This window comes from Bradyrhizobium sp. 141, assembly GCF_023074055.1.
GTDB lineage: Bacteria > Pseudomonadota > Alphaproteobacteria > Rhizobiales > Xanthobacteraceae > Bradyrhizobium.
The window spans coordinates 83,797-105,258 of record NZ_JADPKR010000046.1; the positions used below are offsets into that span (position 1 = coordinate 83,797).

Sequence of the window (21,462 nt, forward strand, 5' to 3'; positions counted from 1 at the left end):
CGACTAGCGCGCCCGGGCGCTTTGATCGGTGGACGTCGTTTGCGAGGGGCCGGCCAGGTGGTCGTCAATCGCATAGAGCGTGCAGGTGGGCGACCATTTCATGCAGGCCGCCAGCGAGTCGCGCTGGGCGTCGTCGGCCGTGATGCGTCCCGCGCGCCAGCCGTAGCCGCCGTTCGGCGACACCGCGAAAGCCTTGTGCGGCAGCATGCTGGCGAGATAGCGGGCAAACTCGGTCCGCGCGGCCTGGTTGAGCTGGCGCGGCGGCGGCAAAGAATCGGGCGCGCTCAGGATGTCGCGACTGAGGAGGGCGCGCTCGCGCAGGAAGGCGTCGACATAGGGCGTCCATTGCGGACGGCCCCCCACCGAATAGAGGTAGTGGCCGTCGTCGCCGTAAGCCGGCGCCGCGATGAATGTCGCGTTGCCGCCACCGGAGCGAAATCCGTCATGGAGGCGGCGCGCGAGGTCGGGGCCGAAATACGAATCGTTGGTCGCATAGACCCAGAGCATCGGTACGCGCGAGGTCTTGCCGAAGGTGGTGAAGGCCTGCACCAGCCCATCCGGATTGCAGACGTCGTCGTCGTCGTGCGAGCCGCGGCCACCGGCGAAGTTGATCGCGGCGACAAGGCCGGGGGGCGCCTGCGCGGTGAGCGCGACCGTTGCGAGCCCGCCGGCGGAATGGCCGGCTGCGATCATGCCGGTTGTCGCGACGTCAGCCCGGCGCGCCATCGCATCGATCGCGGCGCGTAAGTCCGCCACCGCGACCGCGGCCGCGGGCAGGTAAGCGGCCTTGGCGCAACCACCGACGCTGTCGACGCGACCGCCGGGCGAGGTACCGTAGCCGCGCCGCATCACGATCAGGGCCGCAAAGCCGCGCCGGGCGTATTCGAGCGCGATGCCGTAATATTTGTGCGCGGACATCGTTGCGCGATCGTCGAAGCTGCGCGGCGAGCCGTGGCTGAGCAGCGCGAGCGGATAGCGCTTCGCTGCCGCCGGGCGGACCAGAAAGGCCTCCAGCCCCTGCGGCCCGGCCTCAGCCATGGGGATGCGCAAATCCTCGGTATAGAATTCCGCGGCGCGCGCCGGCGCGCCGGCCACGACGAGGCCGGCGATCAGCAGCAGCAGCTTGCGCGAAAGAGCCATGGAACGATTCGGAAGGCCTCGATGGCGTGGAGCATAGCATGATCCCGTGGCCCGGATGAGCGAAGCGACATCGGGGGCGGAATGGTCCCGCATATCGCTTCGCTCATGCGGGCTACAGCATGGTCATTCCGGCTTGGCACCCGAGGAACGCCTGCTCCCTCGCGCGAGTTGTGCCCTTGGCGGGATGTCGGCCGATGCTATGGTATCCCCGTGATCTCTTGCGACAGACGAGGTACTTCAGTGGCTGATGTTCATCCCGCGGCGGGCAAGCAGGCCTCGCCGGACGCGCTCACCAACATTCCGCGGCTGGTGACAGCCTATTTCGCCGGCAAGCCCGACGTCGCGGATCCCGCGCAGCGCGTGGCGTTCGGCACCTCCGGCCATCGCGGCACATCGTTTAAGAACACCTTCAACGAGGGCCACATCCTCGCGACCACGCAGGCCATCTGTGACTACAGGCGAGAAAAGGACCTGACCGGTCCGCTCTTCATCGGCATCGACACCCATGCGCTGGCCGAGCCCGCGCTGGTCAGTGCCGTCGAAGTGTTCGCCGCCAACGGCGTCGACGTCATGATCGACAAGGACGGCGGCTACACGCCGACGCCGGTGATCTCGCACGCGATCCTGACCTACAACAAGGGACGCACCAGCGGCCTTGCCGACGGCATCGTCATCACGCCCTCGCACAATCCCCCCGAAGACGGCGGTTACAAATACAATCCGCCGCATGGCGGTCCGGCCGACACCGACGTCACGGGCGTGGTCGAAAAGCGCGCCAATGCCTACCTCGCCGAGGGGCTGAAGGGCGTGAAGCGCATCGACTACGACAAGGCGAAGAAAGCCGCGAACGTCCACGCCTACGACTTCGTGACGCCCTATGTCGCCGATCTCGGCGATGTCGTCGACCTCGACCTGGTCAAATCCTCCGGCATCAATATCGGCATCGATCCGCTCGGCGGCGCCGCCGTGCATTATTGGCATCCGATCATCGAGCGCTACGGCCTGAAGGCCACGGTGGTGAACGAGGCGATCGACCCGACCTTCCGCTTCATGACGGTGGACTGGGACGGCAAGATCCGCATGGACTGCTCTTCTCCTTACGCGATGGCGAGCCTGATCGGAATGCGCGACCGCTTCGACGTCGCCTTTGCCAACGACACCGACGCCGACCGCCACGGCATCGTGACGCGCACGGGCGGCCTGATGAATCCGAACCATTATCTTGCGACCGCGATCTCCTATCTGTTCGCGCATCGTCCGAACTGGAGCAAGGATGCCGCGATCGGCAAGACCGTGGTGTCGAGCTCGATCATCGACCGCGTCGCAAAGAAGCTCGGTCGCAAGCTGGTCGAAACGCCGGTCGGTTTCAAATGGTTCGTCGATGGCCTCCTCAAGGGCGGCTTCGGCTTCGGCGGCGAGGAGAGCGCAGGGGCCTCGTTCCTGCGCCGCGACGGCACCGTGTGGACCACCGACAAGGACGGAATCATCCTCGGCCTGCTCGCCGCGGAGATCATGGCCAAGACCGGCCGCGATCCCAGCCAGTTGTTCAACGATCTCACCGCAGAGTTCGGCGTGCCGCATTATGCGCGGATCGATGTTGCCGCGACAGGACCGCAGAAGAACATCCTCAAATCCGTCACGCCCGAACAGCTCGGCCTGAGGGATCTCGCCGGCGACCCCGTCCGCGCCACCCTGAGCAAGGCGCCCGGCAACGGCCAGCCGTTTGGCGGCATCAAGGTCGAGACCGATTTCGGCTGGTTCGCCGCCAGGCCCTCCGGCACCGAGGACGTCTACAAGATCTACGCCGAGAGTTTTCGCAGCACCGAGCACCTGAAGCGGATTCAGGAAGAGGCCCGGGCGGGGCTGGCGAAGGTGTTCGGGGCGTAGCGGCTCTACGCGCGGAAAATTCGCATCGGAGCATTCACGACAGGTCGTGGTGCCCGGGCTTGTCCCGGGCATTCACGTTCTTCGTGCCGCGGCAACTCGTGGATGGCCGGGACGAGCCCGGCCATGACGCTGTCGGATTGATCGTCGCTCCCGCCGACATCTTTAGCGGGCTGCGTTTGTATACAGACATGAGATGAACGGTAATAAAATACAGCATATTTAGGGCTTGAACGATTCCAGACCTCCGTTATTGTATACATAACGTATTCATAAGCCGAGGGAGATTGCCAGTGACAAAACCCTTCCCGATGAACGCCTGGTACGCCGCTGCCTGGGACGCCGAGGTGAAGCCGGCGCTGCTGCCGCGGACGATCTGCGGCAAGCACATTGTGATGTACCGCAAGGCCGACGGCTCGGTCGCCGCGCTGGAGGATGCCTGCTGGCATCGGCTGGTGCCGCTGTCCAAGGGGCGGCTCGAAGGCGACACCGTCGTCTGCGGCTATCACGGCCTGAAATACAACGCGCAGGGCCGCTGCACCTTCATGCCCTCGCAGGAGACCATCAACCCGTCGGCTTGCGTGCGCGCCTATCCCGTGGTCGAGCGCCACCGCTACATCTGGCTCTGGATGGGCGATCCCGCGCTGGCAGATCCCGCGCTGGTCCCCGACATGCACTGGAATCACGATCCGGCCTGGGCCGGCGACGGCAAGACCATTCACGTCAAATGCGACTATCGCCTCGTGCTCGACAATCTCATGGACCTCACCCACGAGACTTTCGTGCACGGCTCCTCGATCGGCAACGAGGCGGTCGCCGAGGCCCCGTTCGACGTCACCCATGGCGAGAAAACGGTCACGGTGACGCGCTGGATGCGCGGCATCGAGCCGCCGCCGTTCTGGGCCAAGCAGCTCGGCAAGCCGGGTCTCGTCGACCGCTGGCAGATCATCCGTTTCGAAGCGCCGTGCACCATTGCGATCGACGTCGGCGTCGCGCCGACCGGCACCGGCGCGCCCGAAGGCGACCGCTCGCAGGGCGTCAACGGCTTCGTGCTCAACACCATCACGCCGGAGACCGAGAAGACCTGTCACTATTTCTGGGCCTTCGTGCGCAACTATCAGCTCGACGAGCAGCGCATCACCAGCGAGATCCGCGAGGGCGTCTCCGGCATCTTCCACGAGGACGAGCTGATCCTCGAGGCGCAGCAGCGTGCCATGGACGAGAACCCCGACCGCATCTTCTACAACCTCAATATCGACGCCGGCGCGATGTGGACGCGCAAGCTGATCGACAAAATGGTGGCGAAGGAAAACGGGCCGCAGCATCTCCAGGCCGCGGAGTAGAACATGGCCGAGCGTGAGGTCGACCGCTCCGTCTCGCAGACCGTGAAGGCGCAGCTCGCGCTGCGCGACCAGATCCTGTCGGGCGCCTTGCGCCCGGGCGAGCGCATCTCCGAGCTCCAGGCGGTGGAGACGACCGGCGCCTCGCGCACCCCGGTCCGCATGGCGCTGGTGCGGCTGGAGGAAGAGGGCCTGCTGGAGGCGATCCCCTCCGGAGGCTTCATGGTGAAGGCGTTTTCGGAGCGCGACATCTCCGATTCCATCGAGCTGCGCGGCACGCTGGAAGGCCTCGCCGCGCGCTTCGCCGCCGAGCGCGGCGTCTCGGCGCGCGAGCTGGAGCCGCTGAAGGAGTGCCTCGCCGCGATCGACGAGCTGTTGCGCCAGGTGCCGATCTCGATTGAGGCCTTCTCGTCCTATGTCGCGCTGAATGCGCGCTTCCACGCCCTGCTCACCGAATTGTCGCGCAGCCCGCCGCTGATCCGCCAGATCGACCGCGCCTCCGCGCTGCCATTTGCATCCCCGAGCGGCTTCGTGATGGCGCAATCCGCGCTCCCCGAGGCGCAGCAGATCCTGATCATCGGCCAGGAGCACCATCGCGTCGTGATCGACGCCATCGAGAACCGCGAGGGTGCGCGCGCCGAAGCGATCATGCGCGAGCACGCGCGGCTCGCGGTGCGAAACCTTCGCCTCGCGCTGCGCAACCGCACCCATCTCGACCTCTTGCCGGCGCTCGCGCTGATCAAAACCGCAACCGATTGAGGGCAGCAGCCATGCGCTTCATCGAAACCTGGATTCCCGCGACGCTGGTCTCGGCCCGCGATCTCGCACCCGGCATCCGCGAATTCCTGATCCGTCCCGATCAGTTCGACGGCGCGGCCTATCCGGTCGGCAGCCACATCAATATCAGCGTCACCATCGACGGCCTGCCGGAGACGCGGTCTTATTCGCTGGTCGGTGAAGCCACCTCGCAAGGCTTCAAGATCGCGGTGCGCCGCACGGATGATTCCCGCGGCGGCTCGCGCTACATGTGGTCCTTGCAGCCGGGCGCGCGGCTCGACATCACGCAGCCCGCCTCGCTGCTTGCAGTCGACTGGGCGCGCGAACGCTACTGCCTGATTGCCGGCGGCATCGGCATCACCCCGATCCTCGGCGCCGCGCAGGCACTGGCGCGGCGCGGGGCCGACGTCATGCTGCATTATGCGGTGCGCTCGCGCGGCGAGGCCGCTTATCTCGACGATCTCGCCGCGATGCTTGGGGATCGCCTGGTCGTTCACGCCAGCGACGAAGGCCAGCGGCTCGATCTCGACGCGGTGTTCGCCTCGCTCCCCAAGGGCGCGCTGGCGCTGTTCTGCGGCCCGATGCGCATGCTCGACGCCGCGCGTCACGCCTGGATCGGCGCCGGCCATCCGCTCCCCGATCTCCGCTACGAAACCTTCGGCTCCAGCGGCACGCTGCCGACCGAGACCTTTCGCGTGCGCCTGAAGGGATCCGATGTCGAGCTCGAAATCCCCCGAGAACGCTCGATGCTGGATGTGCTCAATGCCAGCGGCCATGACGTGATGTACGACTGCAAGCGCGGCGAATGCGGCCTCTGTGCCATTGACGTGGTCGCGGTCGACGGCGAGATCGACCATCGCGACGTCTTCTTCAGCGATCATCAGAAGCAAAGCAACCAGAAGATCTGCGCCTGCGTCTCCCGCGCGCGGGGCACGATTACCGTGGATACGCTGTTGCGCGCGGATGCGATTTGAGGGTCGTCATGCCCGGGCTTGTCCCGGGCATCCACGTTCTCCGATCCGTTTGGTTAGGCGTGGATGGCCGGGTCAAGCCCGGCCATGACGCTGTGGAAGTGTCAGCATCTCACACTGGCGAACTTCAAGCCGCGTAAATCGCCCGATACTTCTTCGTCTCCAGCAGCGCCAGCACGCCGTCCGCCAGCACCGGCCGGCTGATCAGATAGCCCTGCACCTCGTCGCAACTGATCTGCCTGAGATATTCGAGCTGGTCGGCGGTCTCTACTCCCTCGGCGACCACACCGATGCGCAGGTCGCGCGCAAGGCCGATCACCGATTTCACGATGGCCGCGCAGTCAGGCTGCACCAGCATGTCACGGATGAAGGACTGGTCGATCTTGATGCGGTTGAACGGCAGCTTGCGCAGATAGGTGAGGGAGGAGAAGCCCGTCCCGAAATCGTCCAGCGCCACGGTGACACCGAGCTGCAGCAGCGCGTTTAAAACCGACTCGGCCGAGCCGTATTTCGACAGCAGCATCGATTCCGTGATCTCGATCTCGAGCCGGTGCGGGGCGATCTTGGCGTCGCTGAGCGCCTGCACGATGGTCTGGAGAATGCCGGCGTTGTGAAACTGCGCCGCGGAGAAGTTCACGGCGACCCTGATCTCGTCAGGCCATTTGGCAACGGTGGCGCAGGCGCGGCGGATGACCCATTCGCCGATCTCGTGGATCAGCCCGGTCTCCTCCGCAATCGGGATGAATTCGCTCGGCGGCACCAGTCCACGCTCCGGATGTTGCCAGCGGAGCAACGCCTCGAAGCCGGTGATCCGGCTTTCGTCGAGATCGAGGAGCGGCTGGAACACGAGGAATAGCTCGTTTCGCGCGATCGCGCCGGCGAGGTCTGATTGCAGCGCCTTGCGATCGCGCGAGACCCTGTCGTCGGCTTCCTCGAAGAAGCGGATCGTGCCCGGCCCCGCCTTCTTGGCGCGGTAGAGCGCGGCGTCGGCATTCTTCATGACGTCGAGCGGCGTAGTGCCGTCGCGCGGTGCCAGCACGATGCCGACGCTGGTCGCGCCCACGATCTGGCGGCCCTCGATCTGGAACGGCTCCTCGAAGGCTGCGACGAAGCGCTCGGCGATCTCGAGTGCTTCCTCGGGGCGCGCCAGATTGGCCATCACCAGCGCGAACTCGTCGCCGCCGATGCGTGCGACATGTTCGGCCGCGCGCGTGCAGCGCTGCAGGCGGCTCGCGATCTGGACCAGGAATTCGTCGCCGGCAGGATGGCCGAACTTGTCGTTGACCTCCTTGAAGCGATCGAGATCGAGCAGCAGCACCGCGAACTCCTCGCCGGACAAAGCGAGCCGCCTCAAGGCGGCATCGAGCGTTTCGTTGAAGGCGACGCGGTTGGGCAGATGGGTCAGAGGATCCAGCCGCACCGTCCGCTCCGCCTCGATCTGCCGCATCACGCGGCGCGCGAAGGCGAACGAATTGATGAAGACGCCACGCAGCAGCACGCTGCCATAGACCACGACGAGGAAAGCGATCAGGAGAAAGGCCAGATCGCCGTTCCTGCCAAGGCAGATGGCGATGCCGAGGAAGATGGGCGCCGTGAAGGCGATGGCCGCGATCGGGATGGTGGCGAAGGCGAGCGCGCCGCCGGCCAGCATGCCCGAGCACAGGCAGGTGATGACGAGCTGGCCGCCGGTCGAGGCATCGGCGAAAAAGGCGACCGGGACGATGCCCCAGGCCGCTCCGAGGGCGAAGGCATTTCGTACCAGCCGATGCATGGCGCGGCGCGAGACGAATTGCGGTTTTGTGATGCGACGCGCGGCGCGGGATTGGGCGCCGAATCCGATTGCGGCGGCGGCCACAGCGACCGCCCAGATCAGGGCAGGCATCCTGTCCGGCGACTGCCAGAGCGCGATGGCGAGCACGATGGCGTTGCAGGCATTGGCGAGCATGATGCCGATTGAATAGCCGAGCACAAGCGACATCTGTTCGGCGCGGATATGGCCGGCCACGGCTTCGTCGGTTGCGGGACCGCCAAAGGCCGACAGATCGCCGGCGAAGAGCCGCGCGACATAACTGGTCGTTTGAGTCCGCATCCCAGAGCCTAGCATCGGCCGCTTGTCCGGCTCGATCCGGGAGAATTCGCTGCAAACCTTTGAGGAACTATGAATTATCCCCGTTTGCGGCGGTCGGCGTGACCACTTCTGCGTGTTCGATCGGCAGTATCGATAACAAATCGATACAAATGCGTGATGGCAGCGGAAATGTTCGCCACCATCTTTGCTGTCGTGCCCCGGCTTGACCGGGGCATCCAGTACGGGCGGCCGCTCGGTTCGATCACAACCGTCTCGGAGTACTGGATCGCCCGTTCAAGGCCGGGCTGACGCGGGTTCAGGAAGCCCCTGTTCGGCCAGAAAGTGCGTGAGCCTGTCGATCTGCTGGGAGTTGACGAAGGCGGCAATGTAACCGTCAGGACGCACCAGCACCCAATCCCCCGGCGACACGGTGTACGCCGCGCGAAAGTGCTCGCTTTCATCGACGAGCTCGGCATTCGGGCCGATGCAATGGATGTGCAGTCCAGTGCGCGCCGATACGGCCCCGCGGTTCACCTGATAGCCAAGCAGCGTCCAATGAGTCCCCCGAAGCAACCCGAACAAGCGTATCGGCTGTCCGGCGGCCCCGCGTAGCGGCGCATCCGGTGCACGAGCTCCCGCGAACGGGCCTGCGATGTGCCCTGACAGTTCTAGTGCCAAGGGCGATCCTCGATAGCCGATGTCGAGTTGCTGCACCTCGCGGCCGCGCCTCATGTCGCCGCGCTTGGCCGCCTCCAGCAAGTCGGTGGAAAGGCCGAGCATAGTTGCAGCGACGGGGCGCCGTTCTCTCTCGTAACTGTCGAGCAGAGTTGCGGACGCGCCGCCGATAGCGGCGGCCAGTTTCCAGCCGAGATTATAGGCGTCCTGCACGCTGGTGTTGAGACCTTGTCCCCCCGTCGGGGGATGAATGTGAGCCGCATCGCCAATCAGAAATGCGCGGCCGTCCCTGTAGCGATCGGCGAGGCGCGCGTTCATCTGATAGGCCGACGCCCAATGCACGGACTGAATGCGGATATCGTTGCGCGCCGTGCGCTCGGCGACCATCATCGAAAGTCCTTCGGCCGATAGATCGACCTCGCCTTCGAGCGGAACGGGCGCCTGCAATTGAAACAGCTCCGTTCCGGCCAGCGGACACAGCGAGATCTGCCGATCCATCGCGCCATCGTTGAAACGGTGCCACGCCGTGCGGTCCAGCCCCGACAGGATAACATCGGCTACGACGGCTCGTACGCCGAGCGTCTTGCCTTGAAAACCAATACCGAGTTCGTGACGCACGAAGCTGCGGCCGCCATCGGCGCCGATGAGGTAATGCACCCGTAGCGTCTCTTCGCCGGCTCCGCCTGAAAGACGCGCAGTCACGCCGTCCTCATCCTGCTCCAGGCCGACCAATTCGCAACCAAATTCCACTCGTCCGCCGAGTCCGAGCAGGCGTTCGCGCATCACAGCTTCGGTCAGAAATTGCGGGATGATCAGCGCCATGTTGTAGGGCTCGGCGGGGGGAGGGGCCGTGTGCTCTGCCATCTCTGATGCGATGAAGCTGCCGTCATCGCGGTATTTGCGCTGCGGCGGGTAGAGACCGCCGGCGGCAACGATGCGGTCGACGATGCCGAGATCCTCGAAAATCTCGAGGGTTCGAGGCTGGATTCCCTTGCCGCGAGACCCTTGGAACGGGCCGTCTTGCTTCTCGATCAGCCGAAAGGACACGCCTCGCCGCGCAAGGTCGATGGCGAGCGTAAGGCCGGCCGCGCCTGCTCCGCAGATCAGGACATCCGGAGCGAATTGCTTTGTCATGGCACCCTCAATATGTGTAATATGCACACATTAGGCAGAGGGTGATCGGGATGTCAAGAAGAGTGCAAAATACACATATTAAAAAGCAGGTGCGCTCGCTTCACGAAGCGTTGATCGACATCGTCAGCGTCATGAACCGCCGGCAGGGCGACGACATGATGATCCGCGAGGCGGGCATCTCGCTCGATCGTGCGCTGTTTCCGCTGCTCGTCGGCATCGAGCGGCGCGGCCCGATCGGGGTCGTCGATCTCGCCGACCGGATGGGACGGGACTACACCACGGTCAGCAGGCAGGTCGCGAAACTGGAAAGTCTGGGTTTGGCCAAACGCCACGCCAGCGAAACGGATCGTCGCGTCAGCGAAGCCACCGTTACCCCCACCGGCAAAGCCATGACAGACGCGGTCGACAGGGCCCGCGAACGGATTGTCGCGGCGATGTTTGCGACTTGGGACGATCAGGACGTCGAGGATCTCGTGCGTTTGATGCGCAAGCTCGCAGACGCGATGATCGCACCGGATCTCCCAAGCTGAAAGTCGCTCACGTAGAGCGCATTTAGTCACCGCCCAAGCTGCTTCGGATCGTAATAGAACCGTTCCTCAATCAGCTTGTCGCCTTGCCAGGTCTGCCACGCGATCTCGTCCAGCGTTCGTGTGACGCCCTCTGCATTCGTGAAGCTGAACTTCCAGCGGGCCGCGACATGGTCGCCTTCGATCAAGCTCGGCCCGATGCGCACGGCCTTGACCTCCTTTGAAGCCGCCAGCACGCCGCGCTCCTTGGCGACGAGTTTGTCCCGCCCGACCGTCGGGGCGGCGTTGTTCTCGTAGGTGGCGGCATCGGGCGTATAGAATTGCTCGATCGCGCCAATGAAATCCCCTTCCTCCAGCCGCTTGGCAAAGGCTTCGACGATGTCCCGGCTCGGCATGGCGCACCTCACGATTAAAACCGACTGATAGTCGGTAAGTACCGACCGGTGGTCGAAAAGTCAACTGGCTGCATGGTTCGAATTCGACTAGACGAGAGAACCATGGCGAAACAGGCGGAGCGGCGGGCGGCGACATTGGAAGCGATCCTGACGGCGGCACGTCGCCTGTTCGGGACGCAAGGCTTTGCCGCCACCACCATGGACGAGATCGCGGACGGAGCCCGCATCGCCAAGGGCGCGGTCTATCATCACTTCAAGAACAAGGAGGCGGTGTTCGAAGCCGTGTTCGACCAGGTCTCGCGCGACCTCGTGGTGGAGATCGACGGTGCCGCGCGCGCCGAGACGGACGTGCTCGCCGCGATGGTCGCTGGCACCCAGCATTATTTTGCCGCGACGGCGAAGGGCCCGACCGGCCAGATCATCCTGCGCGACGGTCCGGCCGTGCTCGGCTGGGAGCGCTGGCGCGAGATCGACGCCAAACATTTCGGCGGCAAGCTGCCGCGTGCGATCGCGGCCGCGATGGAGGCCGGCATCATCGCGCGCCAGCCGGTCGAGCCACTGGCGCGGCTGCTGCTCGGCGCGGTGACGGAAGCTGCGGTGGCCTGCGCCGGACGCGCGGATATCGCAAGGGCTGGTGCGGAATATGCCCGTGCGTTCAAGTCGCTGGTCGAGGCGCTGCGCGTGCGGGAATGATTGTGCTAAGTGACGAAACGGAAACGTCCATGGTAACAAGAAGACTAGCAACAGATGACCGCAAACTCTCTCGCACCATCCGATCCCGAATTCGACTACATCATCGTCGGCGCCGGCTCCGCCGGCTGCGTCCTCGCCAATCGGCTCTCGGCGAACGGCAAGCACAGCGTTCTGCTGCTCGAGGCCGGCCCGAAGGATTCCAACATCTGGATCCACGTGCCGCTCGGCTATGGCAAGCTGTTCAAGGAGAAGTCCGTCAACTGGATGTATCAGACCGAGCCGGAGCCCGAGCTGAAGGGACGTCAGGTGTTCCAGCCGCGCGGCAAGACGCTGGGCGGCTCGAGCTCGATCAACGGTCTGCTTTATGTCCGGGGCCAGCACGAGGACTACGACCGCTGGCGCCAGCTCGGCAACACCGGCTGGGGCTATGACAACGTGCTGCCCTATTTCAAGAAGGCCGAGAACCAGTCGCGGGGGGCCGATCAGTATCATGGCAGCGGCGGTCCGCTGCCGGTGTCCAACATGGTCGTGACCGATCCGCTGTCGAAAGCTTTCATCGACGCCGCGGTCGAGACCGGTCTGCCCTACAACCCTGATTTCAACGGTGCCACGCAAGAAGGCGTCGGCCTGTTCCAGACCACGACGCGCAACGGCCGCCGCGCCTCGACCTCGGTGGCTTATCTTGGTCCGGCCAAGACCCGCGGCAATCTCAAGATCGAAACTGGCGCGCTCGGCCAGCGCGTGCTGTTCGAGGGCCGCCGCGCCGTCGGCGTCGAATATCGGCAAGGCGCGCAAACCCGCCGCGCCCGCGCCCGCAACGAGATCGTGCTGTCGAGCGGAGCCTACAATTCGCCGCAGCTGCTGCAGCTCTCCGGCGTCGGTCCCGCCGATCTCCTGCGCAAGCATGGCATCGATGTCGTGCTGGACGCGCGGGGCGTCGGTCACGACCTCCAGGACCACATGCAGGTCCGCATCGTGATGCGCTGCTCGCAGAAGATCACGCTGAACGACACCGTCAATCATCCGCTCCGCCGCACCATGGCCGGCGCGCGCTATGCGCTATTCCGGAAGGGCTGGCTGACCATCGCAGCCGGCACCGCGGGCGCGTTCTTCAAGACCAGCCCGCGGCTGGCCTCGCCCGATATCCAGGTGCATTTCTTGCCGTTCTCGACCGACAAGATGGGCGAGAAGCTGCACGATTTCTCCGGCTTCACTGCCTCGGTCTGCCAGCTCCGCCCCGAAAGCCGCGGAACCTTGCGCATCAAGAGCGCCGACCCGACCGTGCCGCCGGAAATTCGCATCAACTACATGTCGACCGAGACCGACCGCACCACCAACGTCGAAGGCCTGAAAATCCTGCGCAAGATCCTGAATGCGCCGGCGATGCAGCCATTTGTGGTCAGCGAATACGATCCCGGGGCGAAGGTATCTACGGATGCCGAGCTGCTGGATTATTGCCGCGAGCGCGGCAGCACCATCTACCATCCGACCTCGACCTGTCGTATGGGCAATGATGCGCTCGCGGTGGTCGATCAGCGGTTGAAGGTGAGGGGGCTCGAAGGCATTCGGGTCGTCGACGGCTCGATCATGCCGGACCTCGTCTCGGGAAACACCAACGCGCCGATCATCATGATCGCCGAAAAGGCCTCCGACATGATATTGGAGGATGCGCGGTAATCTCGCGCGGTGAAAGGACGACAGCTTGGCTATTCGACTTCGGATCGGCACCCGCAAGAGCGCGATGGCGCTGGCACAGACGGAAGAGATCGCGCGCCGCCTGACCGCCGCCGTGCCCGGTCTTGACGTCGAGATCGTCAAGTTCGACACCACGGGCGATCTCGACCAGACCAGCAAGCTGCTGCCGCATGGCGGCAAGGGCGGCGCCTTTGTGGCGCAGATCCGCGCCGCGGTGTTGTCGGGCGAATTGCAGGCGGCGATGCACTCGCTGAAGGACATGCCGGGCAACGAGGACACGCCGGGCCTCGTCATCGGCGCCACGCTGTCGCGCGATCCGGCCAGTGACGCGCTGGTGCTGCGGGACGGCGTAACACTGGAGGCGCTGCGCCAGTCCGGCGGCAAGGGGTTCAAGATCGGCACCAATGCCGTCCGCCGCGCCGCTTATGCGCGTCGGTTGTTTCCGGATGTGGAAGTGATCCACTTCCGCGGTGCCGCCGACACGCGCGTGCGAAAACTCGACAATGGCGAGAAGCAGCGCCTGCCGGATGGCGGCGCCGTGGGCCCGGCCGACGCGCTGATCATGGCGCGTTCGGGCCTCGACCGCGTCGGCCTCGCCGGCCGCATCGCCTACGAATTCACCGCGGCGGAGATGCTGCCTGCGGCGGGGCAGGGCATCGTCGCCGTCGAATGCGCGGCGCAGGATTGGCAAACGCGAAAAATCCTTTCATCGATCGACGATCCCGCCGCGCATGCCAGCGCGGATGCCGAGCGCGAGGTCTTGTGGGTGCTGAACGGCCACTGCAATTCGCCGGTGGCGGGGTTCTCGACCATCGCGGGCGATCAGATGTCGCTCACCGCATCCGTGCTCGATCTCTCCGGCAACACCATCATCGAAGCCTCGCGCGCAGGTCCCGCCAATCGCCCGCGCGAACTCGGCCGTGCGGTGGGCCTGGATCTGCTGGGTAAGGGTGCCGCCGAGATCATCGAGCGCAGCCGGCCGCGCTGAGCTCTTACCAAAATGTCATTGGGGCGATGATGGCACCATGCCCCTGTTTTGCCCGACGTGTCAAACGCGCGCGGAGCCGCGCCATGCCAGCCCAAATCTTTCAATGACTTGTCTACTGTGCATGGGGTTGTTTTCGCGTTTTTGTTTCCGGCCCCTCAGGGGCGGCACGAACTAGCCCCGCACGCGCTTCAGCATCTGCTCGACATGGGCGATCGGCGTTTCCGGCTGGATGCCGTGGCCGAGATTGAAGATCAGGCGCCCTTGCGCAAAATTGGCCAGCACGTTGTCCACCGCGCGGTCGAGCGCGGCGCCGCCCGTGATCAGCACCAGCGGATCGAGATTGCCCTGCACGGCGACCTTGCTCTGGACGCGCTCGCGGATGAAGGCCGGCTCCGCGGTCCAGTCGATGCTGACGGCATTGACGCCGGTTGCCTCGACGTAAGCAGGCAGCTGTGCGCCGGCACCGCGCGGGAATCCGATGATCTTCGCATCCGGCACCTTGGCCCGCACGCCCTCCACGATGCGCCGCGTCGGTTCGACCGACCAGCGCGCGAATTCGGCCGGCGGCAGCACACCGGCCCAGGTGTCGAAGATCTGCAGGGCATTGGCGCCGGCGGCGAGCTGCGCCAGCAGATATTCGATCGAGCTCTCGACCAGCACGTCGATGATTTTCGCGAATGCCTCCGGATGCCGGTAGGCCATCATCCGTGCCGGCGCCTGGTCGGGCGTGCCCTGGCCAGCAACCATGTAGGTCGCGACCGTCCACGGCGCGCCGCAGAAGCCGATCAGGGCGACCTCAGGATCCAGCGCGCCGCGCACGAGCTTGAGCGCCTCGAACACCGGCGCGAGTTTGCCGAGATCGGCGTGCGGCGCCAGCGTCGCGACCTTTGCGGGATCATCCAGCGGATCCAGCCGCGGGCCCTCGCCGACCTCGAACCGGACCGAGCGTCCGAGCGCATAGGGGATCACCAGAATATCCGAGAAGATGATCGCGGCATCGAAGCCGAACCTGCGGATCGGTTGCAGCGTCACCTCGGCCGCAAGCTCCGGGTTGAAGCAGAGATCGAGGAAGCCGCCGGCCTTGGCGCGCACCTCGCGATATTCCGGCAGATAGCGGCCGGCCTGCCGCATCATCCACATGGGCGGGATGCTCTGGCGCTGGCCGGAGAGCACGTCGATGAAGGACTTTTTTGCAGATTGGGGCACGAATGGTCCTGAACAGGGTTATGGCTCCTGATACACCGGCTCGGCCCGCAGCGGAACAGGGGAACCAGCGCAACAGGGCCGCGTTGACCAGCCGATGGAGGACATCATGGCTGAGACATTCAATCCCGCGCCGCATGACAAGCACGCCGACGATCTGCGTGAAGCGCTCGCTGCCGACGGCCACGCCAAGCTCGACGCCGGGCTGAAGGATACCTTCCCAGCGTCCGATCCCGTGAGCGCCACCCAGCCGACGCCCTCGAAGGCCGATGCGGATGCGGACAATCCCTCGCTCTGGGACAAGGTTAAGGCCATCTTCAGCTAGCGGAGTGCGACGCCGGATTCCGATCGGCTTGCTAATGTCCTGTTAGCGATGCGCTGATCGCAGCGTCCGTACGACTACGGAAAACCGGCCTATCGCGGCCTATTCCGGCGGTACTTTCAGAGTTCTATAACAGAAGCGGCAGAGGTTCCGAAACATCGGAGAAACTCTGCCGCATGAGCGCTGCTACCCAACGAGCTGGATGGAGCCGCCTGCCGCTACGCGCGGCAGCGTTCGTCGTGCTGACCTGCGTGACCATCCTCGGCGTCAGCGGCTGGCGCGAATGGGCCGCGCGCGACGCGGTGCTCAGGGGCGCCGAGACCGAGATGGCGAACGTCGCCCGCTCGCTCACCCAGCATACCGAGGACAGCCTCGATCTCCTGGATTCCGGTGTCGTCGGCGTCGTCAGCCGGCTGGAGATGGACGGCGCCGGACCTGCCACGATCGCGAAGCTGCGCACCCTGCTGGATGCGCGCAAGAAAGCGATCGAGCGCATTCACAGCCTCGCCATCATTGACGACCAGGGCAACTGGCTGACCTCGCCCGGCACGATCGGTTCGACCCTCACTGACGATGCCTTCTTCCGCCATCACCAGCTCTCACCCAAGCGCGAGGCCCATGTCGGCCGCCCCGTGAAGAGTTTGCTCGACGGCGAATGGGTCGTCACCCTGTCGCGCCGCTTCAACAAGCCCGACGGCAGCTTCGGCGGCGTCGTGCTCGCCACCATCAGCTCGAAATATCTTGCGCATTTCTACGAGCAGTTCGAGATCGGCCGCAACAGCTCGGTGTCGCTCACGCATGGCGACGGCCTGATGATCGCGCGCAATCCCAGCAACGAGACATTCGTCGGACGCAGCGTTTCCGACAAGCCCTTGTTCCGCGACGCCAGCCTGCAGCGGCCGAGCGGCGCCTATCATTTCAAGTCGCCGCTGGACGGTGCCGAGCGCGTCAGCTTCTTCAAGCGCAGCAGCCGCTACCCACTCCTCCTGCTCGCCACCGTCGACAAGGCCGAACTGCTGGCGCCCTGGCGCGCCGCGGCAATCTCCCGCATGCTCTATGTCATCGCGCTGGTGATGCTGATTGCAATCATCGGTGCCGTGCTGGTGCGGCAGTTGCAGCGGGGCCAGCGCATGGCCGCGGCCTTGACCGAAAAGGAGGCGCATTTCCGCCTGCTCGCGGAAGGCTCCAGCGACATGGTGACCCGCATCGGGCTCGACGAGCGGCTGCGCTATGTCTCGCCCTCGTCCGCGCGCGTCGTCGGCTGGCGCGCCAATCAGTTGATCGGCACGCCGGCACTGGCGGGCATCAATCCGGAGGATCTGCCGGAGGTCCAGGCGATCGTCGACGCCATGAAGCGTGGCGAGAGGGAGGAGGCGCGCCTCACCTACCGTAACGCGCACCGGCAGAACGGCGAAGTCTGGCTTGAGTCGACTATGCGGGTGACGCGCAAGGACAATGGTCGCGTCGACGGCGTGGTCGCGATCTCCCGTGACATCACCGAGCACAAGAAGCTCGAGACCAGGCTCGAGACGCTTGCGATCGAGGACAGCCTCACCGGCCTTGCCAATCGCCGTCGCTTCGACGAGCGGCTGAAGGAGGAATGGGCGCGCGCCTATCGCGACCGCTCCAGCCTCGCTTTGCTGATGATCGATGTGGATCACTTCAAGGCCTATAACGACGAATACGGCCATCCCGCGGGCGATGCCTGCCTGCGCCTGGTCGCAAAGATCATCGCGGCCGAGACGCAGCGCGCCGGTGATCTGGCGGCGCGCTATGGCGGCGAGGAATTCGCCATGCTGCTGCCGAATACCGATGCCGCCGGCTGCGCCCGGATCGGCGAACGGATCCGCACTGCCATTCACGAGGCCGGCCTCGTTCATAGCAGCAATCTGGCGTCTGGATGCGTCACCGCCTCGATCGGCGGCGCGACCTGCCGGCCGGCGCTGGAGCGCACGGCCGGCGTGACCTCCCTGGTTGAAGCTGCCGACCGGGCGCTCTACGCCGCCAAGGACGCAGGCCGCGACCGCCTGATGATGTCCGTCGAGGTCATGGACTTCCTGCTGCCCAGGGCATCCGGCCAGTAAGACGGCTCAATAATGCGGCGGAGGCTCGTTGGCGGGTCCGGGCGCATTGGCCTCCGCTTCCTGCAGCCGCTCGCCGAGCTCTGCGATCTTCCGCGTCAGCAGATTGATCTGCTTCCACTGCGCAGTGATGGTCTGGTTCAGCGTCTCGATCGTGTCGTCCTGATAGGCGAGCCGCGTCTCCAGCGTGTCGATGCGCTCGCCCAGACTCTTGATCTCATTCGTCACGGCCTTGCCCCATATCTTGTTCCAGCAAGCTCCGCTCGCGCAAACCGTGGCCGAGCGCGACGCGCTCGTCGAACACGAAGCATTCGCCGCGCCAGCGGCTCTGCGCCTCCGGCACCTCTTCCAGATATTTGAGGATGCCGCCCTTGAGGTGATAGACCTCGGCAAAGCCGCGCGCGAGCAGATGCGCGCTCGCCTTCTCGCAGCGGATGCCGCCGGTGCAGAACATCGCGATCCTGCGATGCTTTGCGGGATCAAGCGCAGCTGCGGCAAAATCCTTGAATTGGCCAAAGCTCCTGATGCCGGGATCGACGGCGCCCTCGAACGTGCCCATCGCCACCTCGAAGGCGTTGCGGGTGTCGAGCAGCAGCGTGTCGGGCGCAGCGATCAGCGCGTTCCATTCGGCGGCATCGACGTAAGTGCCGGCCTGGCGGGTTGGATCGGCAGCCTCGTCGCCGAGCGTGACGATTTCCTTCTTCAGGCGCACCTTGAGCCGCCCGAACGGCATCGCTTCGGCGGTCGAGAATTTCAATTCGAGCTTGTCGAGCCTGCCGCCGAACATGTCGCCGTGCGCCAGCTCATAAGCGAGAGCGTCCATCGCCGCCGGCGCGCCGGCAAGCGTGCCGTTGATGCCCTCCTGCGCCAGCAGCACGCTGCCTTTCAGCGCCAGACCTGCGCAGAACGCGCGCAGCGGCTGGCGCAGCTCGCGGTAATCCGGGAGGGCGGCGAATTGATAGAAGGCGGCGACCTTGATGGCCGAATTCGGATCAGACATGGCGGCTCGTTTAGCAGGCGGCCGCCGCTCAGAAAACCCGCATGGCCGCTGGCCGCCAAAGGTCTATACCCCCAGCGGATGGCAGCCATTTCCCTGGTATGCCAGCATTGCCCAGGCCCGCCGGAATGTGTCATGTAGACCCGGTTTTTTCGAGACCGGCGCGGCGCGCGCATCCACGGCCAAGAGAGCAAGAATTCGATGAGAAACTTCCATTTCCCCGGCAGGTCCACGGTCCACGCCACCAACGCGATGGTGGCGACCTCGCACCCGCAGGCTTCGCTCGCGGCGATCGAGGTGCTGCGCGAGGGCGGCACGGCGGTGGATGCCGCGGTCGCCGGCTCGGCCCTGCTCGGCGTGATCGAGCCGCAATCGACCGGCATCGGCGGTGACTGCTTTGCGCTGATCCAGCGGCGGGGTGAGGGCAAGATCATTGCCTATAACGGCTCCGGCCGCGCGCCGAAGGCGGCAAACGCCGACTGGTATCTCGAACGCAAGATCAACTCCGTGCCCTTGACCTCGGCCCATGCGGTGTCGATTCCCGGCGTGGTCGATGCCTTCGCGACCGTCTTGCGCGATCACGGCAAGTTCGGCTTCGACCGGCTGCTCCAGCCCGCGATCAAGGCGGCGGAGGAAGGCTATGTCGTCGCGCCCCGCATCGCATTCGACTGGAAGAATCAGTTCGAGAAGCTGAAAGGTGGCACCAACACCGTGCGTTATTTGTTGCCGGGCGGCAAACCGCCGGTGGCCGGCGACGTCATCCGCCAGGCCGAACTCGGCAAGACGCTGCGCGCGATCGCCAAGGACGGCCGCGATGCCTTCTACAAGGGCGAGGTCGCGGAAGACATGGTCGAGACTTTGCGCGGGATCGGCGGCCTGCACACGCTCGACGATTTCGCCGCGCACACCACCGAGACGACGTCGCCGATCGGCACCATGTACAAGGGCTACGACGTCTGGCAGTGCCCGCCGAACGGACCCGGCCTCACCATGCTGCTGATGCTCAACATCCTGTCGCGGTTCGACCTGACAAAATACGCGCCGCTCAGCATCGAGCGCTTCCATCTCGAGGCGGAAGCCGCGCGCATCGCCTATATGCATCGCGAGCTGCATGTCGCCGACCCCGAGCACATGCAGATCGAGGTCGCGAAGATCCTCGCCAAGGAGTTCTGCGACGAGCACATCGCCAAGATCCGCATGGACGGCATGCTCGACCTGCCGAACGTTGCGCCGCCGATGAATCCCTCGACCATCTACATCACCGTCGTCGACAAGGACCGCAACGTCTGCTCGTTCATCAACTCGATCGCGCATTCGTTCGGCTCGGCGATCGTCTCGAACAAGACCGGCGTCTTGTTCCAGAACCGCGCCGGCGGCTTCCGCATTCAGCCCGGCCACCCCAACTGCATCGCCGGTGGCAAGCGCCCGCTGCACACGATCATGCCGAGCCTGCTCACCAAGGGCGGCCGCTCCGTGATGCCGTTCGCGGTGATGGGCGGACAGTACCAGCCGGTCGGCCAGACCCGCGTTGTGACCAACATCCTCGACTATGGCTGCGACGTGCAGGAGGCGATCGACATGCCGCGCGGCCTGCACTACGAGGGCCAGTATCAGCTCGAGGACAGCGTGCCGGCTGCGATCGTCGAAGGCCTGAAGCAGCTCGGCCACAAGACCACCAGCGTGGTCGGTCCGCTCGGCGGCGCTCAGGCAATCTGGATCGACTGGGAAAAGGGCACGCTGACTGGCGGTTCCGATCCGCGCAAGGACGGCTGCGCGCTGGGGTACTGACCGCGCGCGCGAGTTCCCCGCACAAGATCAGGAAAAGTTGACGAAGGGCGATGCGGCAATTGCTGCATCGCCCTTTCTCGTTCGGAACGGAGCTCATCGCTTCAGGTTAAGGGGCGATGGGCGGTGCAGGCGTGCGCTGCTTTGCAGATAAGCGGCGGAGGCGTCGATGCCCGACAAATCAAGTTCCAAGCAATCAGCATTCGATCGGCGCGCCTTCATGGCCGGCGCCGCTGGCAGTGCGCTCGTCCCGATCACGGCGCGCGCCGCCGCCGAGGAGGCCAGGGCCCCGGTCGCACAGGATCCGTCGCTTCCCGTCGACGTCACGCTGCGGGTCAATGGCAAGGACAAGCGCCTGAGCATTGACGCCCGCACCACGGTGCTGGACGCGCTCCGCGACCATCTCAAGCTCACCGGCAGCAAGAAGGGCTGCGACCATGGCCAGTGCGGCGCCTGCACCGTGCTGATCGACGACCGGCGGGTGGTGTCGTGTCTCACGCTCGCACTCGCCGCGGAAGGGCAGGAGATCACGACCATCGAGGGCCTCGCCACCGATGATCGCCTGCATCCGATGCAGCAGGCCTTTGTCGACAACGATGCATTCCAGTGTGGCTACTGCACGCCCGGCCAGATCATGTCGGCCGTCGCCTGCGTCAAGGAGGGACATGCGGGGAGCGAGGCCGACATCCGCGAATACATGAGCGGCAACATCTGCCGTTGCGCTGCCTATCCCAACATCGTTGCGGCCGTGAAGCAGGCCGCGCCCGAGATCATGAAAGGCTAGACG

The 21,462-nt window shown here is 65.2% G+C and carries 19 protein-coding genes; 12 read left to right on the top strand and 7 right to left on the bottom strand.

Annotated features, from left to right (window positions below; translation table 11 throughout):
• Positions 1-3: 3 nt before the first annotated feature.
• Positions 4-1,140, bottom strand: coding sequence for an alpha/beta hydrolase (locus IVA81_RS13625; protein WP_247318161.1), 1,137 nt, complete (start codon positions 1,138-1,140; stop codon positions 4-6).
• Between the two features lie 240 nt (positions 1,141-1,380).
• On the opposite strand from IVA81_RS13625, the gene pgm reads away from it, so the two are divergent.
• The 4 genes from pgm to IVA81_RS13645 all read left to right on the top strand — a co-directional run bounded on the left by pgm (position 1,381) and on the right by IVA81_RS13645 (position 6,115).
• Entirely contained in the window at positions 1,381-3,027 is a 1,647-nt protein-coding gene (gene pgm, locus IVA81_RS13630) for a phosphoglucomutase (alpha-D-glucose-1,6-bisphosphate-dependent) (RefSeq protein WP_247318164.1), read from the top strand.
• 290 nt (positions 3,028-3,317) lie between these two features.
• Positions 3,318-4,367: an aromatic ring-hydroxylating dioxygenase subunit alpha gene (locus IVA81_RS13635; protein WP_247318166.1), complete on the top strand. Its 1,050-nt coding sequence runs from the start codon at positions 3,318-3,320 to the stop codon at positions 4,365-4,367.
• 3 nt (positions 4,368-4,370) lie between these two features.
• Complete coding sequence (locus IVA81_RS13640) at positions 4,371-5,123, top strand: GntR family transcriptional regulator (RefSeq protein ID WP_094892757.1); 753 nt, start codon at positions 4,371-4,373, stop codon at positions 5,121-5,123.
• Positions 5,124-5,134: 11 nt separating this feature from the next.
• Positions 5,135-6,115, top strand: a complete 981-nt coding sequence (locus tag IVA81_RS13645; RefSeq protein ID WP_247318182.1) for a PDR/VanB family oxidoreductase — start codon at positions 5,135-5,137, stop codon at positions 6,113-6,115.
• Positions 6,116-6,239: 124 nt separating this feature from the next.
• Here the strand turns inward: IVA81_RS13645 and IVA81_RS13650 are convergent, their stop codons facing one another.
• Both IVA81_RS13650 and IVA81_RS13655 read right to left on the bottom strand, forming a co-directional pair.
• Entirely contained in the window at positions 6,240-8,201 is a 1,962-nt protein-coding gene (locus IVA81_RS13650; protein ID WP_247318186.1) for an EAL domain-containing protein, read from the bottom strand.
• Positions 8,202-8,474: 273 nt separating this feature from the next.
• Positions 8,475-9,989, bottom strand: coding sequence for an FAD-dependent oxidoreductase (locus tag IVA81_RS13655; protein WP_247318425.1), 1,515 nt, complete (start codon positions 9,987-9,989; stop codon positions 8,475-8,477).
• A 50-nt stretch (positions 9,990-10,039) separates the two neighbouring features.
• Between IVA81_RS13655 and IVA81_RS13660 the strand changes: the two genes are divergently transcribed.
• On the top strand, positions 10,040-10,519 hold the full coding sequence (locus IVA81_RS13660) for a MarR family winged helix-turn-helix transcriptional regulator (RefSeq protein WP_247318428.1): 480 nt from the start codon (positions 10,040-10,042) through the stop codon (positions 10,517-10,519).
• 26 nt (positions 10,520-10,545) lie between these two features.
• Here the strand turns inward: IVA81_RS13660 and IVA81_RS13665 are convergent, their stop codons facing one another.
• Positions 10,546-10,911, bottom strand: a complete 366-nt coding sequence (locus tag IVA81_RS13665) for a nuclear transport factor 2 family protein (protein WP_247318189.1) — start codon at positions 10,909-10,911, stop codon at positions 10,546-10,548.
• Positions 10,912-11,013: 102 nt separating this feature from the next.
• On the opposite strand from IVA81_RS13665, the gene IVA81_RS13670 reads away from it, so the two are divergent.
• From IVA81_RS13670 to hemC, 3 genes are read left to right on the top strand one after another with little or no spacing between them, the layout of a single operon-like run.
• Entirely contained in the window at positions 11,014-11,604 is a 591-nt protein-coding gene (locus tag IVA81_RS13670) for a TetR/AcrR family transcriptional regulator (RefSeq protein WP_247318206.1), read from the top strand.
• 54 nt (positions 11,605-11,658) lie between these two features.
• Positions 11,659-13,281, top strand: a complete 1,623-nt coding sequence (locus tag IVA81_RS13675) for a choline dehydrogenase (RefSeq protein ID WP_247318286.1) — start codon at positions 11,659-11,661, stop codon at positions 13,279-13,281.
• 25 nt (positions 13,282-13,306) lie between these two features.
• Positions 13,307-14,287, top strand: a complete 981-nt coding sequence (hemC, locus tag IVA81_RS13680; protein WP_247318289.1) for a hydroxymethylbilane synthase — start codon at positions 13,307-13,309, stop codon at positions 14,285-14,287.
• A 171-nt stretch (positions 14,288-14,458) separates the two neighbouring features.
• Here hemC and hemE read toward each other — a convergent pair whose 3' ends face one another.
• A complete protein-coding gene (gene hemE, locus IVA81_RS13685) occupies positions 14,459-15,493 on the bottom strand; it encodes a uroporphyrinogen decarboxylase (RefSeq protein WP_247318306.1) in 1,035 nt (344 codons plus the stop codon).
• Positions 15,494-15,599: 106 nt separating this feature from the next.
• On the opposite strand from hemE, the gene IVA81_RS13690 reads away from it, so the two are divergent.
• Entirely contained in the window at positions 15,600-15,815 is a 216-nt protein-coding gene (locus IVA81_RS13690) for a hypothetical protein (RefSeq protein ID WP_247318309.1), read from the top strand.
• 173 nt (positions 15,816-15,988) lie between these two features.
• Positions 15,989-17,896: a diguanylate cyclase gene (locus IVA81_RS13695; protein WP_247318312.1), complete on the top strand. Its 1,908-nt coding sequence runs from the start codon at positions 15,989-15,991 to the stop codon at positions 17,894-17,896.
• 6 nt (positions 17,897-17,902) lie between these two features.
• On the opposite strand, the gene IVA81_RS13700 is transcribed toward IVA81_RS13695, so the two are convergent.
• Positions 17,903-18,121 carry a SlyX family protein gene (locus tag IVA81_RS13700; RefSeq protein ID WP_247318328.1) on the bottom strand — a complete coding sequence of 73 codons (219 nt, stop codon included), beginning with the start codon at positions 18,119-18,121 and terminating at the stop codon, positions 17,903-17,905.
• Positions 18,111-18,893, bottom strand: coding sequence for a rhodanese-related sulfurtransferase (locus IVA81_RS13705; protein ID WP_247318331.1), 783 nt, complete (start codon positions 18,891-18,893; stop codon positions 18,111-18,113). Before IVA81_RS13705 ends, IVA81_RS13700 begins: the two co-directional genes overlap by 11 nt.
• Before the next feature lie 198 nt (positions 18,894-19,091).
• Between IVA81_RS13705 and ggt the strand changes: the two genes are divergently transcribed.
• Positions 19,092-20,678 (top strand): gamma-glutamyltransferase, encoded by a 1,587-nt coding sequence (gene ggt / locus IVA81_RS13710; RefSeq protein ID WP_247318334.1) that lies wholly within the window; start codon positions 19,092-19,094, stop codon positions 20,676-20,678.
• Between the two features lie 166 nt (positions 20,679-20,844).
• On the top strand, positions 20,845-21,459 hold the full coding sequence (locus IVA81_RS13715; RefSeq protein ID WP_247318336.1) for a (2Fe-2S)-binding protein: 615 nt from the start codon (positions 20,845-20,847) through the stop codon (positions 21,457-21,459).
• The last annotated feature ends 3 nt before the right edge of the window (positions 21,460-21,462 follow it).

Excerpts from the sequence above, each read along its gene's own strand:
- IVA81_RS13625 (WP_247318161.1), bottom strand. The coding sequence starts at position 1,140 with ATGGCTCTTTCGCGCAAGCTGCTGCTGCTGATCGCCGGCCTCGTCGTG.
- IVA81_RS13640 (WP_094892757.1), top strand. The coding sequence starts at position 4,371 with ATGGCCGAGCGTGAGGTCGACCGCTCCGTCTCGCAGACCGTGAAGGCG.
- IVA81_RS13645 (WP_247318182.1), top strand. The coding sequence starts at position 5,135 with ATGCGCTTCATCGAAACCTGGATTCCCGCGACGCTGGTCTCGGCCCGC.
- IVA81_RS13650 (WP_247318186.1), bottom strand. The coding sequence starts at position 8,201 with ATGCGGACTCAAACGACCAGTTATGTCGCGCGGCTCTTCGCCGGCGAT.
- IVA81_RS13655 (WP_247318425.1), bottom strand. The coding sequence starts at position 9,989 with ATGACAAAGCAATTCGCTCCGGATGTCCTGATCTGCGGAGCAGGCGCG.
- IVA81_RS13660 (WP_247318428.1), top strand. The coding sequence starts at position 10,040 with ATGTCAAGAAGAGTGCAAAATACACATATTAAAAAGCAGGTGCGCTCG.
- IVA81_RS13665 (WP_247318189.1), bottom strand. The coding sequence starts at position 10,911 with ATGCCGAGCCGGGACATCGTCGAAGCCTTTGCCAAGCGGCTGGAGGAA.
- IVA81_RS13670 (WP_247318206.1), top strand. The coding sequence starts at position 11,014 with ATGGCGAAACAGGCGGAGCGGCGGGCGGCGACATTGGAAGCGATCCTG.
- IVA81_RS13675 (WP_247318286.1), top strand. The coding sequence starts at position 11,659 with ATGACCGCAAACTCTCTCGCACCATCCGATCCCGAATTCGACTACATC.
- IVA81_RS13690 (WP_247318309.1), top strand. The coding sequence starts at position 15,600 with ATGGCTGAGACATTCAATCCCGCGCCGCATGACAAGCACGCCGACGAT.
- IVA81_RS13695 (WP_247318312.1), top strand. The coding sequence starts at position 15,989 with ATGAGCGCTGCTACCCAACGAGCTGGATGGAGCCGCCTGCCGCTACGC.
- IVA81_RS13705 (WP_247318331.1), bottom strand. The coding sequence starts at position 18,893 with ATGTCTGATCCGAATTCGGCCATCAAGGTCGCCGCCTTCTATCAATTC.
- ggt (WP_247318334.1), top strand. The coding sequence starts at position 19,092 with ATGAGAAACTTCCATTTCCCCGGCAGGTCCACGGTCCACGCCACCAAC.
- IVA81_RS13715 (WP_247318336.1), top strand. The coding sequence starts at position 20,845 with ATGCCCGACAAATCAAGTTCCAAGCAATCAGCATTCGATCGGCGCGCC.